Source organism: Pseudorhodoferax sp. Leaf274 (genome assembly GCF_001422445.1).
Lineage (GTDB): Bacteria > Pseudomonadota > Gammaproteobacteria > Burkholderiales > Burkholderiaceae_C > Pseudorhodoferax.
Window position 1 is genome coordinate 135,565 of the sequence record NZ_LMNA01000028.1, and the last position, 17,286, is coordinate 152,850.

General features: G+C 70.3%; 16 protein-coding genes. 12 read left to right on the plus strand and 4 right to left on the minus strand.

The window, feature by feature from the left end; translation table 11 throughout:
* Positions 1-31: 31 nt before the first annotated feature.
* The 3 genes from ASF44_RS24515 to ASF44_RS24525 form a co-directional block, all read right to left on the minus strand.
* Positions 32-1,465, minus strand: a complete 1,434-nt coding sequence (locus tag ASF44_RS24515; RefSeq protein WP_056901875.1) for an aldehyde dehydrogenase family protein — start codon at positions 1,463-1,465, stop codon at positions 32-34.
* Positions 1,466-1,493: 28 nt separating this feature from the next.
* Positions 1,494-2,612: an iron-containing alcohol dehydrogenase gene (locus tag ASF44_RS24520; protein ID WP_056901876.1), complete on the minus strand. Its 1,119-nt coding sequence runs from the start codon at positions 2,610-2,612 to the stop codon at positions 1,494-1,496.
* 223 nt (positions 2,613-2,835) lie between these two features.
* Complete coding sequence (locus tag ASF44_RS24525) at positions 2,836-3,615, minus strand: SDR family oxidoreductase (protein WP_056901877.1); 780 nt, start codon at positions 3,613-3,615, stop codon at positions 2,836-2,838.
* Between the two features lie 226 nt (positions 3,616-3,841).
* On the opposite strand from ASF44_RS24525, the gene ASF44_RS24530 reads away from it, so the two are divergent.
* Genes ASF44_RS24530 through ASF44_RS24545 form a run of 4 tightly spaced genes read left to right on the plus strand, consistent with a single transcriptional unit; the run spans position 3,842 to position 8,617 of the window.
* Positions 3,842-5,062, plus strand: coding sequence for an acyl-CoA dehydrogenase family protein (locus tag ASF44_RS24530; protein WP_056901878.1), 1,221 nt, complete (start codon positions 3,842-3,844; stop codon positions 5,060-5,062).
* On the plus strand, positions 5,059-6,393 hold the full coding sequence (locus ASF44_RS24535) for a 3-hydroxyacyl-CoA dehydrogenase (protein ID WP_056901879.1): 1,335 nt from the start codon (positions 5,059-5,061) through the stop codon (positions 6,391-6,393). The genes ASF44_RS24530 and ASF44_RS24535 overlap by 4 nt, the downstream gene beginning before the upstream one ends.
* Entirely contained in the window at positions 6,390-7,574 is a 1,185-nt protein-coding gene (locus tag ASF44_RS24540) for an acetyl-CoA C-acyltransferase (protein ID WP_056902042.1), read from the plus strand. Before ASF44_RS24535 ends, ASF44_RS24540 begins: the two co-directional genes overlap by 4 nt.
* Positions 7,571-8,617 carry a phosphotransferase gene (locus ASF44_RS24545; RefSeq protein WP_056901880.1) on the plus strand — a complete coding sequence of 349 codons (1,047 nt, stop codon included), beginning with the start codon at positions 7,571-7,573 and terminating at the stop codon, positions 8,615-8,617. Before ASF44_RS24540 ends, ASF44_RS24545 begins: the two co-directional genes overlap by 4 nt.
* 9 nt (positions 8,618-8,626) lie before the next feature.
* Here the strand turns inward: ASF44_RS24545 and ASF44_RS24550 are convergent, their stop codons facing one another.
* Positions 8,627-9,463, minus strand: coding sequence for an IclR family transcriptional regulator (locus ASF44_RS24550; protein WP_056901881.1), 837 nt, complete (start codon positions 9,461-9,463; stop codon positions 8,627-8,629).
* 117 nt (positions 9,464-9,580) lie between these two features.
* On the opposite strand from ASF44_RS24550, the gene ASF44_RS24555 reads away from it, so the two are divergent.
* The 8 genes from ASF44_RS24555 (at position 9,581) to ASF44_RS24590 (ending at position 17,276) form a co-directional block, all read left to right on the plus strand.
* A complete protein-coding gene (locus ASF44_RS24555) occupies positions 9,581-10,612 on the plus strand; it encodes a tripartite tricarboxylate transporter substrate binding protein (protein WP_082525020.1) in 1,032 nt (343 codons plus the stop codon).
* A complete protein-coding gene (locus tag ASF44_RS24560) occupies positions 10,609-11,451 on the plus strand; it encodes an ABC transporter ATP-binding protein (RefSeq protein WP_082525021.1) in 843 nt (280 codons plus the stop codon). The genes ASF44_RS24555 and ASF44_RS24560 overlap by 4 nt, the downstream gene beginning before the upstream one ends.
* Positions 11,448-12,167, plus strand: coding sequence for an ABC transporter ATP-binding protein (locus tag ASF44_RS24565; RefSeq protein WP_056901882.1), 720 nt, complete (start codon positions 11,448-11,450; stop codon positions 12,165-12,167). The genes ASF44_RS24560 and ASF44_RS24565 overlap by 4 nt, the downstream gene beginning before the upstream one ends.
* A 22-nt stretch (positions 12,168-12,189) precedes the next feature.
* Complete coding sequence (locus ASF44_RS24570; protein WP_056901883.1) at positions 12,190-13,062, plus strand: branched-chain amino acid ABC transporter permease; 873 nt, start codon at positions 12,190-12,192, stop codon at positions 13,060-13,062.
* A 26-nt stretch (positions 13,063-13,088) separates the two neighbouring features.
* Positions 13,089-14,105: a branched-chain amino acid ABC transporter permease gene (locus ASF44_RS24575; RefSeq protein WP_056901884.1), complete on the plus strand. Its 1,017-nt coding sequence runs from the start codon at positions 13,089-13,091 to the stop codon at positions 14,103-14,105.
* A 102-nt stretch (positions 14,106-14,207) separates the two neighbouring features.
* Positions 14,208-15,398: an ABC transporter substrate-binding protein gene (locus ASF44_RS24580; protein ID WP_156374660.1), complete on the plus strand. Its 1,191-nt coding sequence runs from the start codon at positions 14,208-14,210 to the stop codon at positions 15,396-15,398.
* Positions 15,399-15,442: 44 nt separating this feature from the next.
* Positions 15,443-16,207, plus strand: coding sequence for an SDR family NAD(P)-dependent oxidoreductase (locus tag ASF44_RS24585; RefSeq protein ID WP_056902046.1), 765 nt, complete (start codon positions 15,443-15,445; stop codon positions 16,205-16,207).
* 46 nt (positions 16,208-16,253) lie between these two features.
* Positions 16,254-17,276, plus strand: coding sequence for an MBL fold metallo-hydrolase (locus ASF44_RS24590; RefSeq protein ID WP_082525022.1), 1,023 nt, complete (start codon positions 16,254-16,256; stop codon positions 17,274-17,276).
* Positions 17,277-17,286: the final 10 nt, after the last annotated feature.

Genomic DNA, 17,286 nt, shown 5'->3' on the forward strand with positions numbered 1-17,286 from the left:
CGTGCAGCGCGGTTGGGGGGAGGTCCGTCGTTCAGGCCCGCAGGTAGCCGGTCTTGACGATGGTGTGGAAGTCGCGCGCATAGCTGCCCTGCTCGCGCGGGCCGTAGCTCGAACGCTTGCGGCCGCCGAACGGGACGTGATAGTCCGCGCCGCCGGTGGGCGCATTGACCATCACCATGCCGGCCTGCGCGTTGCGCAGGAAGTGCCGGGCATGCTTGAGCGAGGCCGTGCAGATGCCGGCGGCCAGGCCGAACTCGGTGTCGTTCGCCACGGCCAGCGCCTCCTCGTAGTCGCGCACGCGGATGACGGCCGTCACCGGCCCGAACACTTCCTCGCGGTTGATCCGCATCTGTGGCGTGGTCTCGGTGAACAGGGCGGGCGCGAGGTAGTGGCCGCGCTGCGGGCGCTCCACCAGCGTCCCGCCGGTCACCAGGCGCGCGCCTTCCCGGACGGCCCCTTCGATGTAGCGCAGGTCCTTGGCCAGCTGGTTCTCGTCGACCACGGGTCCCATCTGCGTGGCCGGGTCGAGCGCATGGCCCACCCGGATGGCGCGCAGGCGCTCGGTCAGCGCTTTCACGAACCGGTCGTGGATGCCCTGCATGACCACCAGGCGCGTGGACGCGGTGCAGCGCTGCCCGGTCACCGTGTAGGCGGCCAGCGCGCACTCCAGCGCCGTGTCCAGGTCGGCGTCGTCCAGCACCACGAGCGGGTTCTTGCCGCCCATCTCCAGCTGGAACCGCGCCATGCGGCGCACCGCGGACGCGGCGATCTTCTCGCCGACGGCCACCGAGCCGGTGAACGAGATGCCGTCGACGAGCGGATGGTCCACCAGGGCCTGGCCGGCGCGCGCGCCCGCGCCCATCACCAGGTTGAATGCGCCGGGCGGCAGGCCGGCGCGCGAGATGATCTCGGCCAGCACCCAGGCCGATCCCGGTGTCAGTTCCGCCGGCTTGTGCACCACGCAGTTGCCGTAGGCCAGCGCCGGCGCGATCTTCCACGCCGGAATGCCGAGCTGGAAGTTCCACGGCGTGACCAGGCCGACCACGCCGAGCGGCTCGCGCGTCACCTCGATGTCCAGTCCCGCCCGCAGCGAACCCAGCGCCTCGCCCGCGTTGCGCACGGCCTCGCCCGCATAGAAGCGGAAGATCTGGGCTGCGCGCAGCGCCTCGCCAGTCCCTTCGGCCAGCGTCTTGCCCTCCTCGCGCGAGACCAGCGTGCCGATCTCGTCCTTGCGACGGAACAGCTCGTCGGCGACCGTGTCCAGCACGTTCGCGCGGTCCTGCACCGTGGCCGCCGCCCAACGCGGGCGCGCCGCTGCGGCGGCCTCGGCCGCCTGCGCGACCGTCGCCGCGTCGGATTCGGCGTAGTCGCCGATGCAGTCGCCGAGATCGGAGGGGTTGAAGTTCGGTCGGGCATCGCTGGCAGCCAGCCATTCGCCGCCGATGTAGTTGGGATAAGTCTTCATGCGTGTGGTCCTTGCGGGCGGATCTTGGTCACCAGGCAGCTGTCAACACGGCCAGGTAGTCGGGCGCGGCCATCGGTCGCGGGTTGCTCTGCGACGAATCGGCCAGCGAGCGCTCGGCGTAGGCGGGCAGCGCCGAGCGCTCGATGCCGAGGTCGCGCAGGCGGCCGGGAAGGCCGAGGCGTTCGCGCAGGCCGTGGAAGTAGCCCGCCACGTCGCCGGCCTCGCCCAGGCCCAGCGCATGCCGCAGCCGGGGCAGCTTGTCGGCCAGGGCCGGCGCATTCCAGGCCAGCACATGCGGCAGCAGCACGGCGTTGAGCTGCCCGTGGTGGACGCCGGTCGCGCCCAGCGGGTGCGACAGTGCATGCACGGCGCCGATGCCTTTCTGCAGGCACATGCCGCCCTCCAGCGCGCCGAGCATCATCTCGGCCCGGGCCCTGGCATGCAGGCCGTCCTGGGTCGCCGCCTCGATGCTGGCTGCAAGCCGCTGCAGGCCGTCCAAGGCGATGGCATCGGCCAGCGGATGGCGTGTGGGCGAACAGAACGCTTCCACGCAGTGGCTCATCGCATCCACGCCCGTGGCAGCGGTCAGGCGCGCCGGCAGGCCGTGGGTCAATTCCGGGTCGCACAGCGCCAGGCGCACCACGCCCTGCGCGAGGATGCCGGACTTGCGGCCATCCTTGAAGGTCAGCACGGCGCCGCGGCTGACCTCGCTGCCCGTGCCTGCCGTGGTGGGCATGAGAACCAGGGGCGGCACGGCTGGCAAGGCCGGCGCATTCCAGCCGCACACGTGGAAAGCACGGTGCGCGAGCGGCCTCCCGTCGCCGACCAGCACGGCCAGCGCCTTGGCCAGGTCCATGGGCGAGCCGCCGCCCAGCCCCACGATGCCGTCGCACGACCGCTCGCGGTACAGCACCGCCGCCTGCTCCACGGCGGCCTCGGTCGGGTTCTCGGGCACGGCATCGAAGAGCTCCGGCCGGCGGTCGGCGGCGAACGCCGACACCACGCGTTCGGCGATGCCGGCCCGCACCAGCCCGGCATCGGTGACAAGCAGCGGGCGGCGCACGGCCAGTGCGTCGAGTTGCGTTGGCAGGCCGCTGCGGACGCCATCGCCGAGGATGACGCGGGTGCCGAAGTTGAAATCGATCATGGGTGTGTGACGCGGCGGCCTAGGAGGCATTTCGACCCCGGGCCTTGCGGCGCCGTGGTCGGGATGCAGACACTTGCCAGCCCGCGCAATCTCCTGCTTTTTGTGATGCGCCAATTTAGCGGCGCATCCCGCTCCGTGGCTGCCGGAGCATCGGCAGATTTCCGTTCTTTGGAAATGTCAGGCTGCCTGCCAACCCGTGCTGCGCCCAGGCTTGCAGCCTGCACTAGCGGCTGAGCGACAGGCCTCCGTCCACCACCAGCGTCTGGCCCACCACGTAGTCGCCGGCGCGGGAAGCGAGGTAGACCACCGCGCCCGCGATGTCCTCGGCGGTGCCGAGCCGTCCCGCGGGGATGCCCTGGGCGGTGTCCTGCGGCGCATCGCGCGCGGCCGTGTTCATGTCGGAAGGAAACGCGCCCGGTGCCACGGCGCTCACAGCGATGTTGTCGCCGATCAGGCGCAGTGCGAGCCGGCGGGTCAGGTGCACCAGGCCCGCCTTGCTGGCGGCATACGAGTAGGTCTCCAGCGGATTGACCGAGGTGCCGTCGATCGATGCGATGTGGATCACCTTGGCCAGGCCTGCGCGGCCGGCTTCGCGCAGCAGCGGGTGCAGGGCCTGGGTCAGGAAGAAGGGGGCCCGCAGATTCAGGTCCATCACCTTGTCCCAGCCGGAGCGCGGGAACTCCTCGAACGGCGCGGCCCAGGCCGCGCCAGCGTTGTGGACCAGCACATCGAGCCGAGACTCGCGCGCCGCGAGCCCGTTGGCGAGCGCCTGGATGCCCTCGTCGCGGCCCACGTCGGCCGGCAGCGAGACGCACGCGCCCAGGTCCGAGAGTTCGCGCGCAGTGGCGTCGCAGGCCTCGCGCTTGCGGGACGAGATGTAGACCTTGGCGCCGCGCCGCAGCAGCGCTGCGGCGATCAACCTGCCCAGTCCGCGGGATCCGCCGGTGACGAGCGCAGTCTTGCCATGGAGGCTGAAAAGGGGGTCGAGCGTGGTGGGGTGCATTGGACGAGGCGCCGTTGCGGCGCGGTGGAGAAAGGGTGCCGCCATCGGTCGATCGCGGCCTGCAAGGATCACGCGGATCTTAGGAACGGCCTGCGCCGCCGCGCACGCCAAGCCCTCCATCAATTCCATTCGCCGGAAATACCGCGGTGCCCACCAGGTCGATCCTGGTCAGACTTCCGCGCACCGTCTCCGGCCGTTTGCGGGGGCGACAACCTGAAAGGCTCCGATGTTCGAAATGACTCCCCGCGTCCAGGCGCTGCACCAGCGCATCTCTGATTTCATGGACGAGCACATCTACCCCAACGAGCGGCGGCTGTACGAGGAGGCCGAGCGCCTCGGTGCCTGGGCGGTGTATCCGGTGGTGGAGGAGCTCAAGCCCAAGGCCCGGGCTGCGGGCCTGTGGAACCTGTTCCTGCCGCAGTCCGAGCGCGGGGCCGGGCTGACCAACCTGGAGTACGCCTCGCTGTGCGAACTGATGGGCCGCTCGCACCTGGCGCCCGAGGTCTTCAACTGCTCGGCGCCCGACACCGGCAACATGGAGGTGTTCGAGCGCTACGGCACACCGGAGATGAAGAAGCGGTGGCTGGAGCCGCTGCTCGCAGGAGAGATCCGCTCCTGTTTCGCGATGACGGAGCCGGCGGTGGCCTCGAGCGACGCCACCAACATCCAGTCGGCGATCGTCCGCGATGGCGACCACTACGTGGTGAACGGGCACAAGTGGTACACGACGAATGCCACCGACCCGCGCTGCAAGGTGGCAATCTTCATGGGCAAGACCGATCCCGACCATCCCGACCGGCACAAGCAGCAGTCCATGGTCGTGGTGCCGATGGACACGCCCGGCGTGCGCGTCGTGCGGCCGCTGGGCGTCTTCGGCTTCTACGGTGTGCCGGACCGCGCCTCGGAGGTGGTCTTCGAGAACGTCCGCGTGCCCGTGCAGAACATGCTGCTGGGCGAGGGGCGCGGCTTCGAGATCGCCCAGGGCCGGCTGGGGCCGGGCCGCATCCACCACTGCATGCGGCTGATCGGCCTGGCGGAGCGCGCGCTGGAGATGATGTGCAAGCGCGGCCTGGCGCGCGTTGCGTTCGGCAAGCCGGTGGTTCGCCACGAGGTCTGGTACGAGCGCATCGCCGAATCGCGCATCCTGATCGACCAGGCCCGTCTGTTGACACTGCAGGCCGCAGAGCTGATGGACACGGTCGGCAACAAGGCGGCAAAGTCCCACATCGCCATGATCAAGGTCGCCGCGCCGCAGATGGCCTGCCGGGTGATCGACTGGGCCATCCAGGCGCACGGCGGTGGGGGCACCAACAACGACCTGGGCCTGGCCAGCTTCTACGCCACGGCGCGCATCCTGCGGCTGGCCGACGGGCCCGACGAAGTCCACCGCGAGCAGCTCGCCAAGATGGAGCTGAAGAAGTACGACACCGCCCGGAGCGCGCCGTGAGCGCCGCCGCTCCGCTGGCGGCGGCAGAGTACCTTGCCGCGGCCCGGCGTGAGGCCTGGCGCGTGCCCGATCTGGGGGAAGCGGTCGCGCGGCCCGTGGGCACGGTCGGCGTGCTGGGCGCCGGCACCATGGGCCGCGGCATCGCCATGTGCTTCCTGAACGCCGGCATCGCCACGGTGCTGGTGGACACGAACGAGGCCGGGCTGCGCGCAGCCGTCCAGACCGTGCGCGGCCTGTACGACGCCAGTGCCGACAAAGGACGGATCACCGCGCAGCAGGTGGATGCACGCATGGCGCTGCTGCGCGTGCAGACCGACGACGCCGCACTGGCGCAATGCGATCTGGTGGTCGAAGCCGTGTTCGAAGATTTGGTGCTGAAGCAGCAGGTGGCCGCCCGCCTGGGTGCACTGTGCAAGCCCGGCTGCGTCATCGCGACCAACACCTCCACGCTCGACGTGGACCTGGTCGCCGAAGCCAGCGGGCGTCCGGCCGACGTGGTGGGGCTGCACTTCTTCAGTCCCGCCAACGTGATGAAGCTGCTCGAGGTGGTCCGCGGCCGGCACACCGCGCAGGATGTGCTGGCCACCGCGCTGGCCGTCGCCCGGACCATCGACAAGCAGGCGGTCGTCTCCGGCGTGTGCTACGGCTTCATCGGCAACCGCATGGCCGAGGTCTACCTGCGGGAAACCGAGTTCCTGCTGCTGGAGGGCGCGACGCCCCGGCAGCTCGACGCCGTGATGGAGTCCATCGGCATGGCCATGGGGCCGTGCCGGATGCTGGACATGGCCGGGGTGGATGTGGGCGCCAAGACGGTGATCGAGCGCGGCAAGGCCGGCGGGCTGCCCGACGATCCGGGCTACCGCTGCCTGGTCCGCGAACTGCATGCCCAAGGACGCCACGGACAGAAGACCGCAGCCGGTTTCTACCGCTACGAAGGTCGTCTTGCGGTGGACGATTCCCGCACCCTGGAGATCGCCGCAGCGTTGGCGCAGCGCCACGGCATCGCCAGGCGCGACGGCATCGACAGCCAGGAGGTGCTGGAGCGGCTGCTCTATCCCATGGTGAACGAGGCGGCGCGCCTGCTGGAAGAGGGCATCGCCCTGCGCGGCAGCGACGTCGACGTGGTGTGGACCAGCGGCTACGGCTTCCCCGAGGCGCTGGGCGGGCCGTTGTTCATGGCGGACGCCATCGGCCTGGCCGACATCGTCCGGCAGCTCGACCACTACGCCCGACAGCACGGCGATGGCCACGGCTACTGGACCGTCTCGCCGCTGCTGCGGCAACTCGCGGCCGAGGGCCGCCGGATTTCCCAATGGAGAACATGCGCATGAGAGAAGCAGTCATCGTGTCGACCGCCCGCACCGGGATCGGCCGCGCCTACAAGGGCGCCCTCAACAACGTCCGTTCGCCGTCGCTGCTCGGCCACGTCATCTCTCACGCCGTGCGCCGTGCGGGCGTCGATGGCGGCGAGATCGAAGATGCGGTCTTCGGCACCGTGCTGTCCAGCGGAACGGCCGGCATGAACGTGGCACGCAACGCCGTGCTGGCGGCTGGCCTGCCCGCCAGCGTGGCAGCCCAGACCATCGACCGCCAGTGCGCCTCCGGCCTGATGGCCATCGCCACGGCAGCCAAGCAGATCACGGGGGACGGGATGGACGTGGTGCTGGCCGGTGGGCAGGAGAACATCACGGCGGAACAGAAGTCCTACTTCGAGGGCATCACGCGCGCACGGGACGCGCTGGTCATGGCGCGGGCCCCCCATGCGTACATGCCCATGCTCGAGACGGCCGAGTTCGTGGCCCGCCAGTACGGCATCACGCGGGAGGCGCAGGACCTCTACGCGCTCGAGTCGCAACGCCGCACCGTCGCGGCCCAGGCCGCAGGCCGCTTCGCGGACGAGATCGTCGCCTTCGAGACCCGCATGGCTGTGGCGGACAAGGCGAGCGGCGCCATATCGCACCGCGCGGTCACGCTCGACCGCGACGAGGGCAACCGGCCGGACACCACCCTCGAAGGGCTGGCGGCCTTGAAGCCCGTGGTCGACGGTGGGGTGGTGACGGCCGGCAACGCCAGCCAGTTGTCCGACGGCGCCGCCGCCTGCGTGCTCATGGAGGCCGGGCTGGCCGAGCGCCGCGGCATCCGCCCGCTGGGCATCTTCCGCGGCATGGCGGTGGCGGGCTGCGCGCCCGAGGAGATGGGCATCGGTCCGGTGTTCGCCGTGCCCAAGCTGCTGGCACGCCATGGCCTGCGCGTGGACGACATCGGCCTGTGGGAGCTGAACGAGGCCTTCGCCTGCCAGGCGCTGTATTGCCGCGACCGGCTCGGCATCGACCCGGCGCGCTACAACGTGGACGGCGGCGCCATCTCGATCGGCCACCCTTACGGCATGACGGGGGCGCGCCTGGTCGGCCACGCCCTGCTGGAGGGCCGCAGGCGCGGCGTGAAGTACGCCGTGGTCACGATGTGCGTGGGCGGCGGCATGGGCGCGGCGGGGCTGCTGGAGATCCTGTGACGGCAGGCCGCGCCCCGGACTTCGACACGGCTGCGCTCGGCGCCTACCTCGCCCGGCACATCGACGGGCTGCGCGCGCCGATCGAGGCGACGCGCTTCGCCGGCGGGCAGTCCAATCCCACTGACCTGCTCACGGACGCGCAGGGCTGGCGCTTCGTGCTGCGCCGCAAGCCCGGCGGCGCGTTGCTGGCCTCGGCGCACGCCATCGACCGCGAGTACCGCGTGGCCAGCGCGTTGGCGGGCAGCACCGTGCCCGTCCCGCGCATGCACTGCTATTGCGACGATCCCTCGGTGATCGGCATGGCGTTCTACGTCATGGCCCATGTCGACGGGCGGATCTTCTGGGATCCGGCCCTGCCGGAGCTGCCGCCGGCGGAACGGGCGGCACTGTATGCCGATGTCAACCGGGTCGTGGCCGGCCTGCACCGTCTCGACGTGCGGGCCATCGGCCTGGAAGACTTCGGGCGGCCCGGCAACTACTTCGAGCGCCAGATCGCGCGCTGGACGCGGCAGTACCGGGCGGCCGAGACCGAGCCGATCGCTGCGATGGAGCGGCTGATCGCCTGGCTGCCCGCGCATGTTCCCGCCACCGGGCCGGCGACGCTGGTGCACGGCGACCTGCGGATCGACAACATGATCGTCCACCCGACCGAGCCGCGCGTGGTCGCGCTGATCGACTGGGAACTGTCGACCCTGGGCCATCCCCTGGCGGACTTCGCCTACCACCTGCTGCCCTGGCGGCTCACGTCCGAGCAATTCCGCGGCATGGCCGAGAAGTCGCCGCTGCCCGAGGGCGTGCCATCGGAGGCCGGCTACGTGGCGCGCTACGACACTGCCATGGGCACGGCGACGGATCCGCAGGCCCTGGAGTTCGCCATCGCCCATGCGATGTTCCGCATGGCGGCCATCCTGCAGGGAATCCACCGGCGTGCACGCGATGGCAATGCGTCGAGCGCCGAAGGGCTGGCCGTGGGCGCCCGTGCACGCCGGATCGCGGACGCCGCGTGGGCGCAGGTGCAACAGCACTTCGCCGACGCACGTTGAGGCGGCGTCTCAGGGCACGGCCAGCCGCGCCGCCTGGTCCCAGGTCCCGAGGATCTCTTCGCGCAGCGCCAGCAGCAGGCTGCCGTAGTACGCCTCCTGGGACTTGGGCACGTCCATGGAGTGGTAGGTGATGCTCAGCGCGTAGCTGCGCCCGTCGGGTGCGGCGATCGGGGTACCGATGGCCGTCATGCCTGGCGCCCAGTAGGCCACGCAGTGCCCGTGCTGCGCCACGTCGGCGAAGGCCGCCTCGATCTCGGTGCGCAGGGCCTTCCATGCACGTCCGTGCTTGTGGCCCAGCTGCTGCAGGACGGCGCGGCGGTTGGGCTCGTCCAGGCCCGACATGAAGGCCCGACCGCCGGCCGTCAGTTCGATGGGAAAGCGCGACCCGGGCACCGCGCGCCGGAAGATGCCGCGCTTGCTCTCGCGCAGCGAGACCACGTAGACCATCTCCAGGTGGTCGGCCACGGACAGGCCGACGTTGATGCGCTCCTTCTCGGCCAGCGACTTCATTTTCGGGAATGCCGCCTCGGAGGTGTGGTCGTTGCGGCTGAAGGTGTCAGCCAGGCTCAGGATGACCGGCGCCAGCCGGTAGGACTGGCGTTGGATGTCGTAGTCCAGGAAGCGCTCCTGCACCAGGGTGCTCGTCAGGCGGCTGACCGTGGAGAGCGGCAGCCCCGCACGGACTGCCAGTTCGCCGTTGCCCAGCAGCTCCGCGCCATGGTTGAACGCGCGCAGGAGCTGCAGGCCACGCTGCAGCGAACGGTTGATCGGCGTGACACGCGTGAACGTGCCCGATTCGCGCGTGAGCGCCCGCGACGACTGCGCGGGCGTGGGACGGGATGCCATCTCGATGCCTCATGGATTTCCGAAGAATGGAATTCTAGGCTGGTCCGCAGCCGCGTCGCGCCGAAGAATGTACCCACAAACACGGAGACGACCGCATCCCTGCGGACTGGCAACAGCATGGCGACACCACACCCTCATCTTGCGGTTCATGGCGACGACCCCATCGCGCGGGTTGCGTTGAACCGGCGCACGGTCCTGTTGCGCAGCGCGGCGCTGCTGGCAGCGGGCGCCGCCGCGCTGCCGTCCAACGCCGCCTCCTTTCCGAGCCGGCCGTTGAAGCTGGTGGTTCCGTTTCCCCCCGGCAGCGGCACCGATGCGGGTGCCCGGCTGATCGCACAGGCACTGTCCGCGCTGACGGGCGTTCCGGTCATCGTCGACAACAAGGCCGGCGGCAATGGCGTGATCGCCGTGCAGCACGTGCTGGGAGCGCCGGCAGACGGGCACACCATCCTCATCGGCAGCAACACCACGCTGTCGGCCAACGCGGCGACCTACCGCAAGCCGCCCTACGATCCTTTGGCCGACTTTGCGCCGATCTCGCTGTTGCTGAGCGCACCGGTGCTGATCGCGGCACCGGCCGAATCACCGTACCGCAGCTTCGGCGCACTGGTCGAGGCCGCGCGGGCGCGGCCCGGGGCACTGAACTATGGAACCGGCTCGGTCAGCTACACGCTGTACGGCGAATGGCTGTGCCAGCTCGCGGGCGTGCGTGCCACACCGATCGCGTTCAAGGGATCGGGCGACGTGGTCCCCGCGGTGATCGCCGGCACCGTGGACTTCGCCGTGCTGGACGCCAGCACCACGGTCGAACTCGTCCGGACGGGGCGCCTGCGCGGGCTGTTGCTGGGCGCAGCGGAGCGCTTCCCCCAGTTGGCCGATGTGCCATCGGCCACGGACGCGGGTGTGCCCGCGTTCGACGCGTTCACCTGGGTTGCCGCTGCCGTCAGCGCACGCACGCCCACGCCTGTCGTTCAAGCACTGGAAGCGGTCTTCGCCAAGGTCGGCGCCGATGCCGATCTGCGCCGTGCCTACGCCGGACAGATCACCACCGTGCGCATGACCGACGCCCAGGAGATGCGCCGGTTCCAGGTCACCGAGATCGCACGCTGGAAGGCGTTGGTCGCCAAGGTCGGTCTCGCGTTGCAATGAGCGCCGTGCCCGTTTCCAGCCCCCGGCGAGCCGCCCCGTCAGGGCGACCCGATCTGTCCGCATCCGATCTGGCCGCCCCGCAACTGCGCCTGCGCGGCGTGACCGTCCGGTTCGGCGGCATCACCGCGCTCGACGACCTGTCGTTCGACGTGGCGCCTTCCACGATCTGCGGCCTGATCGGCCCGAACGGCGCAGGCAAGACCACGTGCTTCAACTGCATCAGCGGCGTCTACCAGCCGGCTGCAGGAACGATCGTGTTCGAAGGCACGAGCTTGACCGGCATGGCACGGCACGCCATCGCCGCCGCCGGCATCGGGCGCACCTTCCAGAACCTCGCCTTGTTCCCCTCGATGTCGGTCGAGCGCAATGTGCTCGTCGGCGGGCATGGCCGCACACGCGGTGGATTTCTCGCGCACATGGCGCGCCTGCCGTCGGTGCTGCGGTCGGAGCAGACCTTGCGCGAGCGTGTGCTGGCGTTGCTGCGCCGGTTCGAGCTCGGCCAGGTGGCCGACACGCCGGTGGGCGAGTTGCCCTTCGCCGTTCAGAAACGGGTGGAACTGGCGCGGGCGCTTGCCGGGCAACCGAAGCTCCTCATCCTGGACGAACCGGCCGCCGGGCTGAACCATGAGGCCGTCGAGCAGCTGGCCGACAACATCCGCCGCATCCGCGACGACGACGGCATCACCGTGCTGCTGGTCGAGCACCACATGAACCTGGTGATGCGCATCTCCGACCAGGTGGTCGTGCTGGACTTCGGCCGCAAGATCGCCGATGGCGTGCCGGACGCGGTGCGGCGCAACGCCGACGTCGTCCAGGCCTACCTGGGACAAGCGGCATGACCGCGCCGCTGCTGGAAATCCGGAACCTGCAGGCCTGGTACGGTGGCGTGCAGGTGCTGTTCGGCTACGACCTGACGGTCGCGCAGGGCAGCATCACCGCGCTGCTGGGCGCCAACGGCGCCGGCAAGACCACCACGCTGCGCGCCATCTGCAACGTGATGGTGCGGCGCCAGGGCGAGATCCGCTTTGGCGGCCGCTCGCTGCAGGGCCTGCCGGCCCAGGACGTCGTGCGCCTGGGCATTTCCCACGTGCCCGACGGGCGCGGCACCTTCGCGCAGTTGTCGGTGGTCGAGAACCTGCAGCTGGGCGGCTACACGCTGCCCTCGCGCGACGACGTGGCGCAGGGCATCGAAGAGGTCTACGCGATGTTCCCCCGGCTCAAGGAGCGCCACGGCCAGCAGGCTGGCACGCTGTCGGGCGGCGAACAACAGATGCTTGCCATCGGGCGCGCGCTCATGCCACGGCCGAAGCTGCTGCTGCTGGACGAGCCCTCGTTCGGCCTGGCGCCGTTGATCGTGCGCGGCATCTTCGACACGGTGCAGCGCATCGTGGCCGAGCGCCAGGTGAGCGTGCTGATCGTCGAGCAGAACGCCCACCTGGCGCTGGAGATCGCGCACGAGGCCTGCCTCATCGACGTCGGCCGCGCCGTGCTCAGCGGCAGCGCCGACGACCTGCGCCGCGACAGCACCGTGCGCCAGGTCTACCTGGGTTATTGATGTCCGCACCGAGGTCCCCCGCATGAACGGCTTTCTCCAACAGATCGTCTCCGGCCTCGCCATGGGCTGCGTCTACGCCAGCCTCGCGCTCGCGCTCGTCATGATCTACCAGACCACCAGCCTCGTGAACTTCGCGCAGGGGGAGATGGCGATGGCCTCGACCTTCCTCGCCTGGTCGCTGGTGGCGCATGGCGTGCCGTACTGGCCCGCGTTCGTCGCGACGGTCTTGGTCTCGTTCGCCGCCGGCATGGCGATCGAGCGCTTGCTGATCCGCCGCTTCCGGCACGCGCCGGCCCACTCCGTGATCATCGTGATGGTCGGGCTGATGATCCTCATCGACGGCATCGTCGGCTGGAGCTTCGGCTACGACGTGCGTGCCGTCGACAGCCCCTTCGAGAAGATGCCATGGCTCTCGCTCGGCCTGGTCTCGGCGCACCAGGCGGGCATCGGGTTGGTGACGCTGGTGCTGATGGCGCTGATCTTCTGTTTCTTCCGCTTCACGCGGCTTGGACTGGCCATGCGGGGCGCCGCGCTCAACCCGCTGTCGAGCGCTTTTGTCGGCGTCAATGTCGGCCTGATGCTGTCCCTGGGCTGGGGGCTGGCGGCGGGCATCGGCGCGATCTCGGGAATGCTCACCGCGCCGATCGTCTACCTCGATCCCAACATGATGCTGCACGTGATCATCTACGCCTTCGCCGGCGCGGTGCTGGGCGGCATCTCCAACCCGTGGGGCGCCGTGTTCGGCGGCCTGGTGATCGGCGTGGCCGAGAACCTCGCGGGCGCCTACGTCGTGGGCACCGACCTGAAGCTGGTGTTCGTGCTGGGCATCATCGTGGCGGTGCTGACGCTGCAGCCGAACGGCCTGTTCGGCCGCCGGATCGTGACCCGCGTGTGAACCGGCCATCCACCAGGGCACTCTCCATGCACACCTCTTCGCTCCGTTCCGCGGCACCGTCGGCTTTTTCCCCGAAGGCGCGAGGGCGCGGCCTCGCGCGCCATCTGCTGCCGGCCGTGCTGCTGGCCGCCGGCATCTCGGCCATCTTCGCGTTCAAGGGCTACCAGCTCCTGCTGGCGGCCAACATCGTCTCGTACGCGATCGCCATCCTCGGGCTGAACCTGCTCGCGGGCTACAACGGACAGATCTCGCTCGGCCACGGCGCCTTCCTCGCGATCGGCGGCTACGCCACCGCGATCCTGATGGAGCGCTTCGGCGTGCCGTATTGGCTCGCCGTGCCGATGTGCGGGATGGTCGCGATGGCGGTCGGCTTCCTGGTGGCGATCCCGGCTCTGCGCCTGGAGATGCTGTACCTGGCGCTGGCCACCTTCGCACTGGCCATGGCGGTGCCACAGCTCGCCAAGAACAAGCTCGTGGCGGACTGGACGGGCGGCGTGCAGGGCCTGTCCCTGCCCAGGATCGCGCCATGGAGCGCGCTGGGGCTGGACGTGGACCAGACCGTCTACGCCTACACGCTGCTGCTGGCCGTGCTCGCCTTCGGCGCGGTGGTCAACCTGCTGGGCGGCCGGATCGGCCGCGCGCTCGAGGCCATCCGCGACCAGCCGGTGGCCGCCGAGACCATGGCCATCGACATCCGCCTGTACAAGACCGTGGCCTTCGGGCTGTGCGCGTTCCTGACCGGCATGGCCGGCGGCCTGGGCGCCATCGCGACGCACTTCGTCTCGCCGGACAGCTACGCCATGTTCCTGTCGATCACGCTGCTGGTGGGCGCCGTCATCGGTGGCTTCCGCAGCGTCTACGGTGCGCTGTGCGGCGGCGCCTTCGTGGTGCTGATGCCGGGCTATGCCGAAAAGCTCTCCCAGGGCGCGCCCTGGGCCATCTACGGGGCCTGCACCATCGTGTTGATGCTCGCCATGCCCGACGGCCTGGCCGGCCTCGTGCACGGCCTGGCGCGACGCTGGAAGTCGCGCCACCCAGGCTGACGACCGGCCGCCGCGCTGCGCCGTCGGAAATGGCGCAGCGGTTCCGCCCACGCTGCGGCAACGGCCGCCCACCCGACATCCATCTTTCCAGGAGACGACCCGATGAACATCCCACGACGCACCTTCACCCTGTCCATGGCGGCTGCGGCGCTGCCGGCGGTCCGGCCCGCCCTCGCGCAGCCCGCGGCCATGCCGGGCGTCACAGACAAGGAGATCCGCATCGGCTCGACGGGGCCGCTGAGCGGGCCGGCGGCCGCCTGGTCTGCGGTCAACAAGGCCATGCGCGCCGGCTTCGACAGCGTCAACGCCGCCGGCGGCATCAACGGGCGCCAGATCAAATTCATCCTGGTCGACGACGGCTATAGCCCGCCGCGCACGGTGGAGCAGACGCGCAAGCTGGTCGAGGTGGAGCAGGTCGCGTTCGTCACGGCGCAGATCGGCTCGGCCACCGGCATGGCGGCGCGCAAGTACATGAACGAGGCCAAGGTGCCGCAGCTCTTCATGGCCTCCGGCGCGGACGCCTGGCTGGACGACATCGACAAGTTCCCATGGACGCTGGGCTCGTTTCCCTTGTATTCGGACGAGGGGCGCGCCATCGGCCGGCACCTGCTGGCCGTGAAGCCGGGCGCCAGGGTCGGCGTGCTGTACCAGAACGACGATGCCGGCCGCAGCTTCCTGCGCGGCCTCAAGGAGGTGCTCGGCAGCACCAAGGCGATCGTGCGCGAGGAGTCCTACGAGACGACCGATCCGACGGTGGACTCGCAGGTCGTCTCGCTGCAGTCCGCGGGCGCGGACACCCTGGTCATGTCCGCAAATCCCAAGTCCGCCGTGCAGGCCATCCGCAAGAGCCAGGAATCGTGGCGGCCGCAGCTCTACATGACGCAGCCGACGGCATCGATCTCGCAGGTGCTGATGCCGGCGGGACTGGAGCGCTCCAAGGGCGCCATCTGCTTCAACTTCGTGAAGGATCCGAGCGACCCGGTGTGGGCGAACGACCGGGGCGTGCAGGAATTCAACGCCACCATGGACAAGCACGGCCAGGGCCTGCCGCGCGACACGCTGACGGCGCTGGGCGCGTACCTGGGCTCCTGCGTCGTCCAGCTGGTGCGCCAGTGCGGCAACGACCTGTCGCGCGAGAACCTGCTCAAGCAGACCATGGCGCTGGACCTGGAGGTGCCGATGCTGCTGCCGGGTCTGCGCGTGAAGACGGGGCCGCAGAACCGCCACCCTCTGCGCGAGCTGCGTCCCATGCAGTTCGACGGCACGCGCTGGGCCTTGCTGGACCGGCGATGACAGGCCCCGGCAACGCCGGCTCTGGCCGCACGGAAGAGGCTGGCATGCACCCGCCATCCCTGTTCATCGTCACGGGCGCGTCGCGTGGACTCGGCCGAGCCATCGTCGAGCTGGCGCTGGTGCCCGGGCGCACGGTGGTCTGCATCTCGCGCGGCGTGGAGCCGGCGCTGGCGCTGGCCGCACAGTCCTGCGGCGCCCGCCTGGTCCAATGGCCGGTCGATCTGCAGCAGCCCACCGAGGCGGCCGACCGGCTTGCCGGCTTTCTGGCGGAGCAGGACGGCAGCGTCTTTGCGCGCGCGGTGCTGGTCAACAACGCGGGAACGGTGGGACAACCCGGTCCCCTGGCGACTGCTGACGCGGCCGATCTGGCGCGCGCACTGCGCATCGGCCTGGAGGCACCGCTGCTGCTGTGCGCGGCGTTCCTGCGCGGCACCCAGGCGTGGCCGGGCGCCCGGCAGATCCTCAACATCTCCTCGGGTCTCGGGCGCCATGCGATCCCGAGCCAGTCGGCCTACTGCGCAGCGAAGGCGGGAATGGACCATTTCTCGCGCGTCATCGCGCTGGAAGAGGCGCTGCGGCCGGGCGGCGCACGCGTCGTCTCGCTCGCACCGGGCGTGATCGACACCGACATGCAAGGCGCGCTGCGCGCGACCGATGCGCGGCTCCTGCCGGACCGCGCGCGCTACGAACAGCTCAAGGCCGAGAACCGGCTCGATTCACCCGCCCTCGCGGCATCGAAGGTGTTGGCCTACCTGGAGCGCGCCGACTTCGGCAGCCAGCCGGTGGCCGACGTCAACGCCGCCGCATAGGCGGGCCGCCCCCGCTCATTCACCCGTTCGCATTGGAACCCCGACCATGCACCTGCATCCCGACACACGTCCGGCCCGCCGGGCCTTGCGCCGCGCCACGGCCTTCGGCGCCGCACTCCTGTGCGCCGGCGCACTGTCACTCACCGGTTGCGCCGGCACCTCCGACGGCACGCCGCGCGGCGCGGCGCGCGGCCAGCCGAAGGACCAGGCGCCGGCCTTCTACCGCATGCCCCTGGGCGACTTCCAGGTCACCGCGCTGTCCGACGGAACGGTCAAGCTGCCGCTGGACGCGATCATGTCGAACATCCCGGCCGGCCGGGCGCGCCAACTGCTGGATGCCGCCTTCGAATCCACGCCGCCCGAAGCATCGGTCAACGCGTTCCTCGTCCACACTGGCGACCGTCTGCTGCTGGTCGACGCGGGTGCGGGCAAGCTGTTCGGTGCGGGCGCAGGGCATCTGCTGGAGAACCTGAAGGCGGCGGGCTATGCGCCCGGCGACATCGACGCCGTCCTCCTCACGCACCTGCACAAGGACCACTCCGGCGGCCTGGCCGTCGACGGGCGGCGCCTGTTCCCGCGCGCGACCGTCTACGTGCACAAGGCCGAGCGGGACTTCCGCTTCGACCTCCAGGCAGAGGCCAAGGCGCCACCGGGCGCGAGGCCCTCGTTCGCCGAAGCGCGCGAGGCGCTGTCGCCCTACGAGGCTGCGGGCAAGGTCGTGCTGTTCGAGGGCGAGGGGGAACTATTCCAGGGCGTGCGCACGCGCGCCGCACACGGCCACACGCCGGGCCACACGCTGTACGAGGTGGAAAGCCGCGGCGCCAGGATCCTGTTCATCGGCGACATCATCCACGCGGGCGCAGTGCAGTTCCCGCATCCCGAGGCCACCATCGCGTTCGACACCGACCCGCACGCGGCCGCGAGCGACCGCGCCGCCTTGTTGCGCGACCTGGCCGCGGGCAAGACGCTGGTGGGCGCCGCGCACATTTCGTTCCCAGGCCTGGGCTACGTCGCCGTCGGCAGCGCTGGCGAAGCCTACCGATGGATGCCCAGGCCCTACAGCCGTTGACCCCGCCCCA

What these genes read in the sequence shown, in the direction of transcription:
- ASF44_RS24515 (WP_056901875.1), bottom strand. Translation starts at nt 1,465, where the DNA reads ATGAAGACTTATCCCAACTACATCGGCGGCGAATGGCTGGCTGCCAGC.
- ASF44_RS24520 (WP_056901876.1), bottom strand. Translation starts at nt 2,612, where the DNA reads ATGATCGATTTCAACTTCGGCACCCGCGTCATCCTCGGCGATGGCGTC.
- ASF44_RS24525 (WP_056901877.1), bottom strand. Translation starts at nt 3,615, where the DNA reads ATGCACCCCACCACGCTCGACCCCCTTTTCAGCCTCCATGGCAAGACT.
- ASF44_RS24530 (WP_056901878.1), top strand. Translation starts at nt 3,842, where the DNA reads ATGTTCGAAATGACTCCCCGCGTCCAGGCGCTGCACCAGCGCATCTCT.
- ASF44_RS24540 (WP_056902042.1), top strand. Translation starts at nt 6,390, where the DNA reads ATGAGAGAAGCAGTCATCGTGTCGACCGCCCGCACCGGGATCGGCCGC.
- ASF44_RS24550 (WP_056901881.1), bottom strand. Translation starts at nt 9,463, where the DNA reads ATGGCATCCCGTCCCACGCCCGCGCAGTCGTCGCGGGCGCTCACGCGC.
- ASF44_RS24555 (WP_082525020.1), top strand. Translation starts at nt 9,581, where the DNA reads ATGGCGACACCACACCCTCATCTTGCGGTTCATGGCGACGACCCCATC.
- ASF44_RS24560 (WP_082525021.1), top strand. Translation starts at nt 10,609, where the DNA reads ATGAGCGCCGTGCCCGTTTCCAGCCCCCGGCGAGCCGCCCCGTCAGGG.
- ASF44_RS24565 (WP_056901882.1), top strand. Translation starts at nt 11,448, where the DNA reads ATGACCGCGCCGCTGCTGGAAATCCGGAACCTGCAGGCCTGGTACGGT.
- ASF44_RS24570 (WP_056901883.1), top strand. Translation starts at nt 12,190, where the DNA reads ATGAACGGCTTTCTCCAACAGATCGTCTCCGGCCTCGCCATGGGCTGC.
- ASF44_RS24575 (WP_056901884.1), top strand. Translation starts at nt 13,089, where the DNA reads ATGCACACCTCTTCGCTCCGTTCCGCGGCACCGTCGGCTTTTTCCCCG.
- ASF44_RS24580 (WP_156374660.1), top strand. Translation starts at nt 14,208, where the DNA reads ATGAACATCCCACGACGCACCTTCACCCTGTCCATGGCGGCTGCGGCG.
- ASF44_RS24585 (WP_056902046.1), top strand. Translation starts at nt 15,443, where the DNA reads ATGCACCCGCCATCCCTGTTCATCGTCACGGGCGCGTCGCGTGGACTC.
- ASF44_RS24590 (WP_082525022.1), top strand. Translation starts at nt 16,254, where the DNA reads ATGCACCTGCATCCCGACACACGTCCGGCCCGCCGGGCCTTGCGCCGC.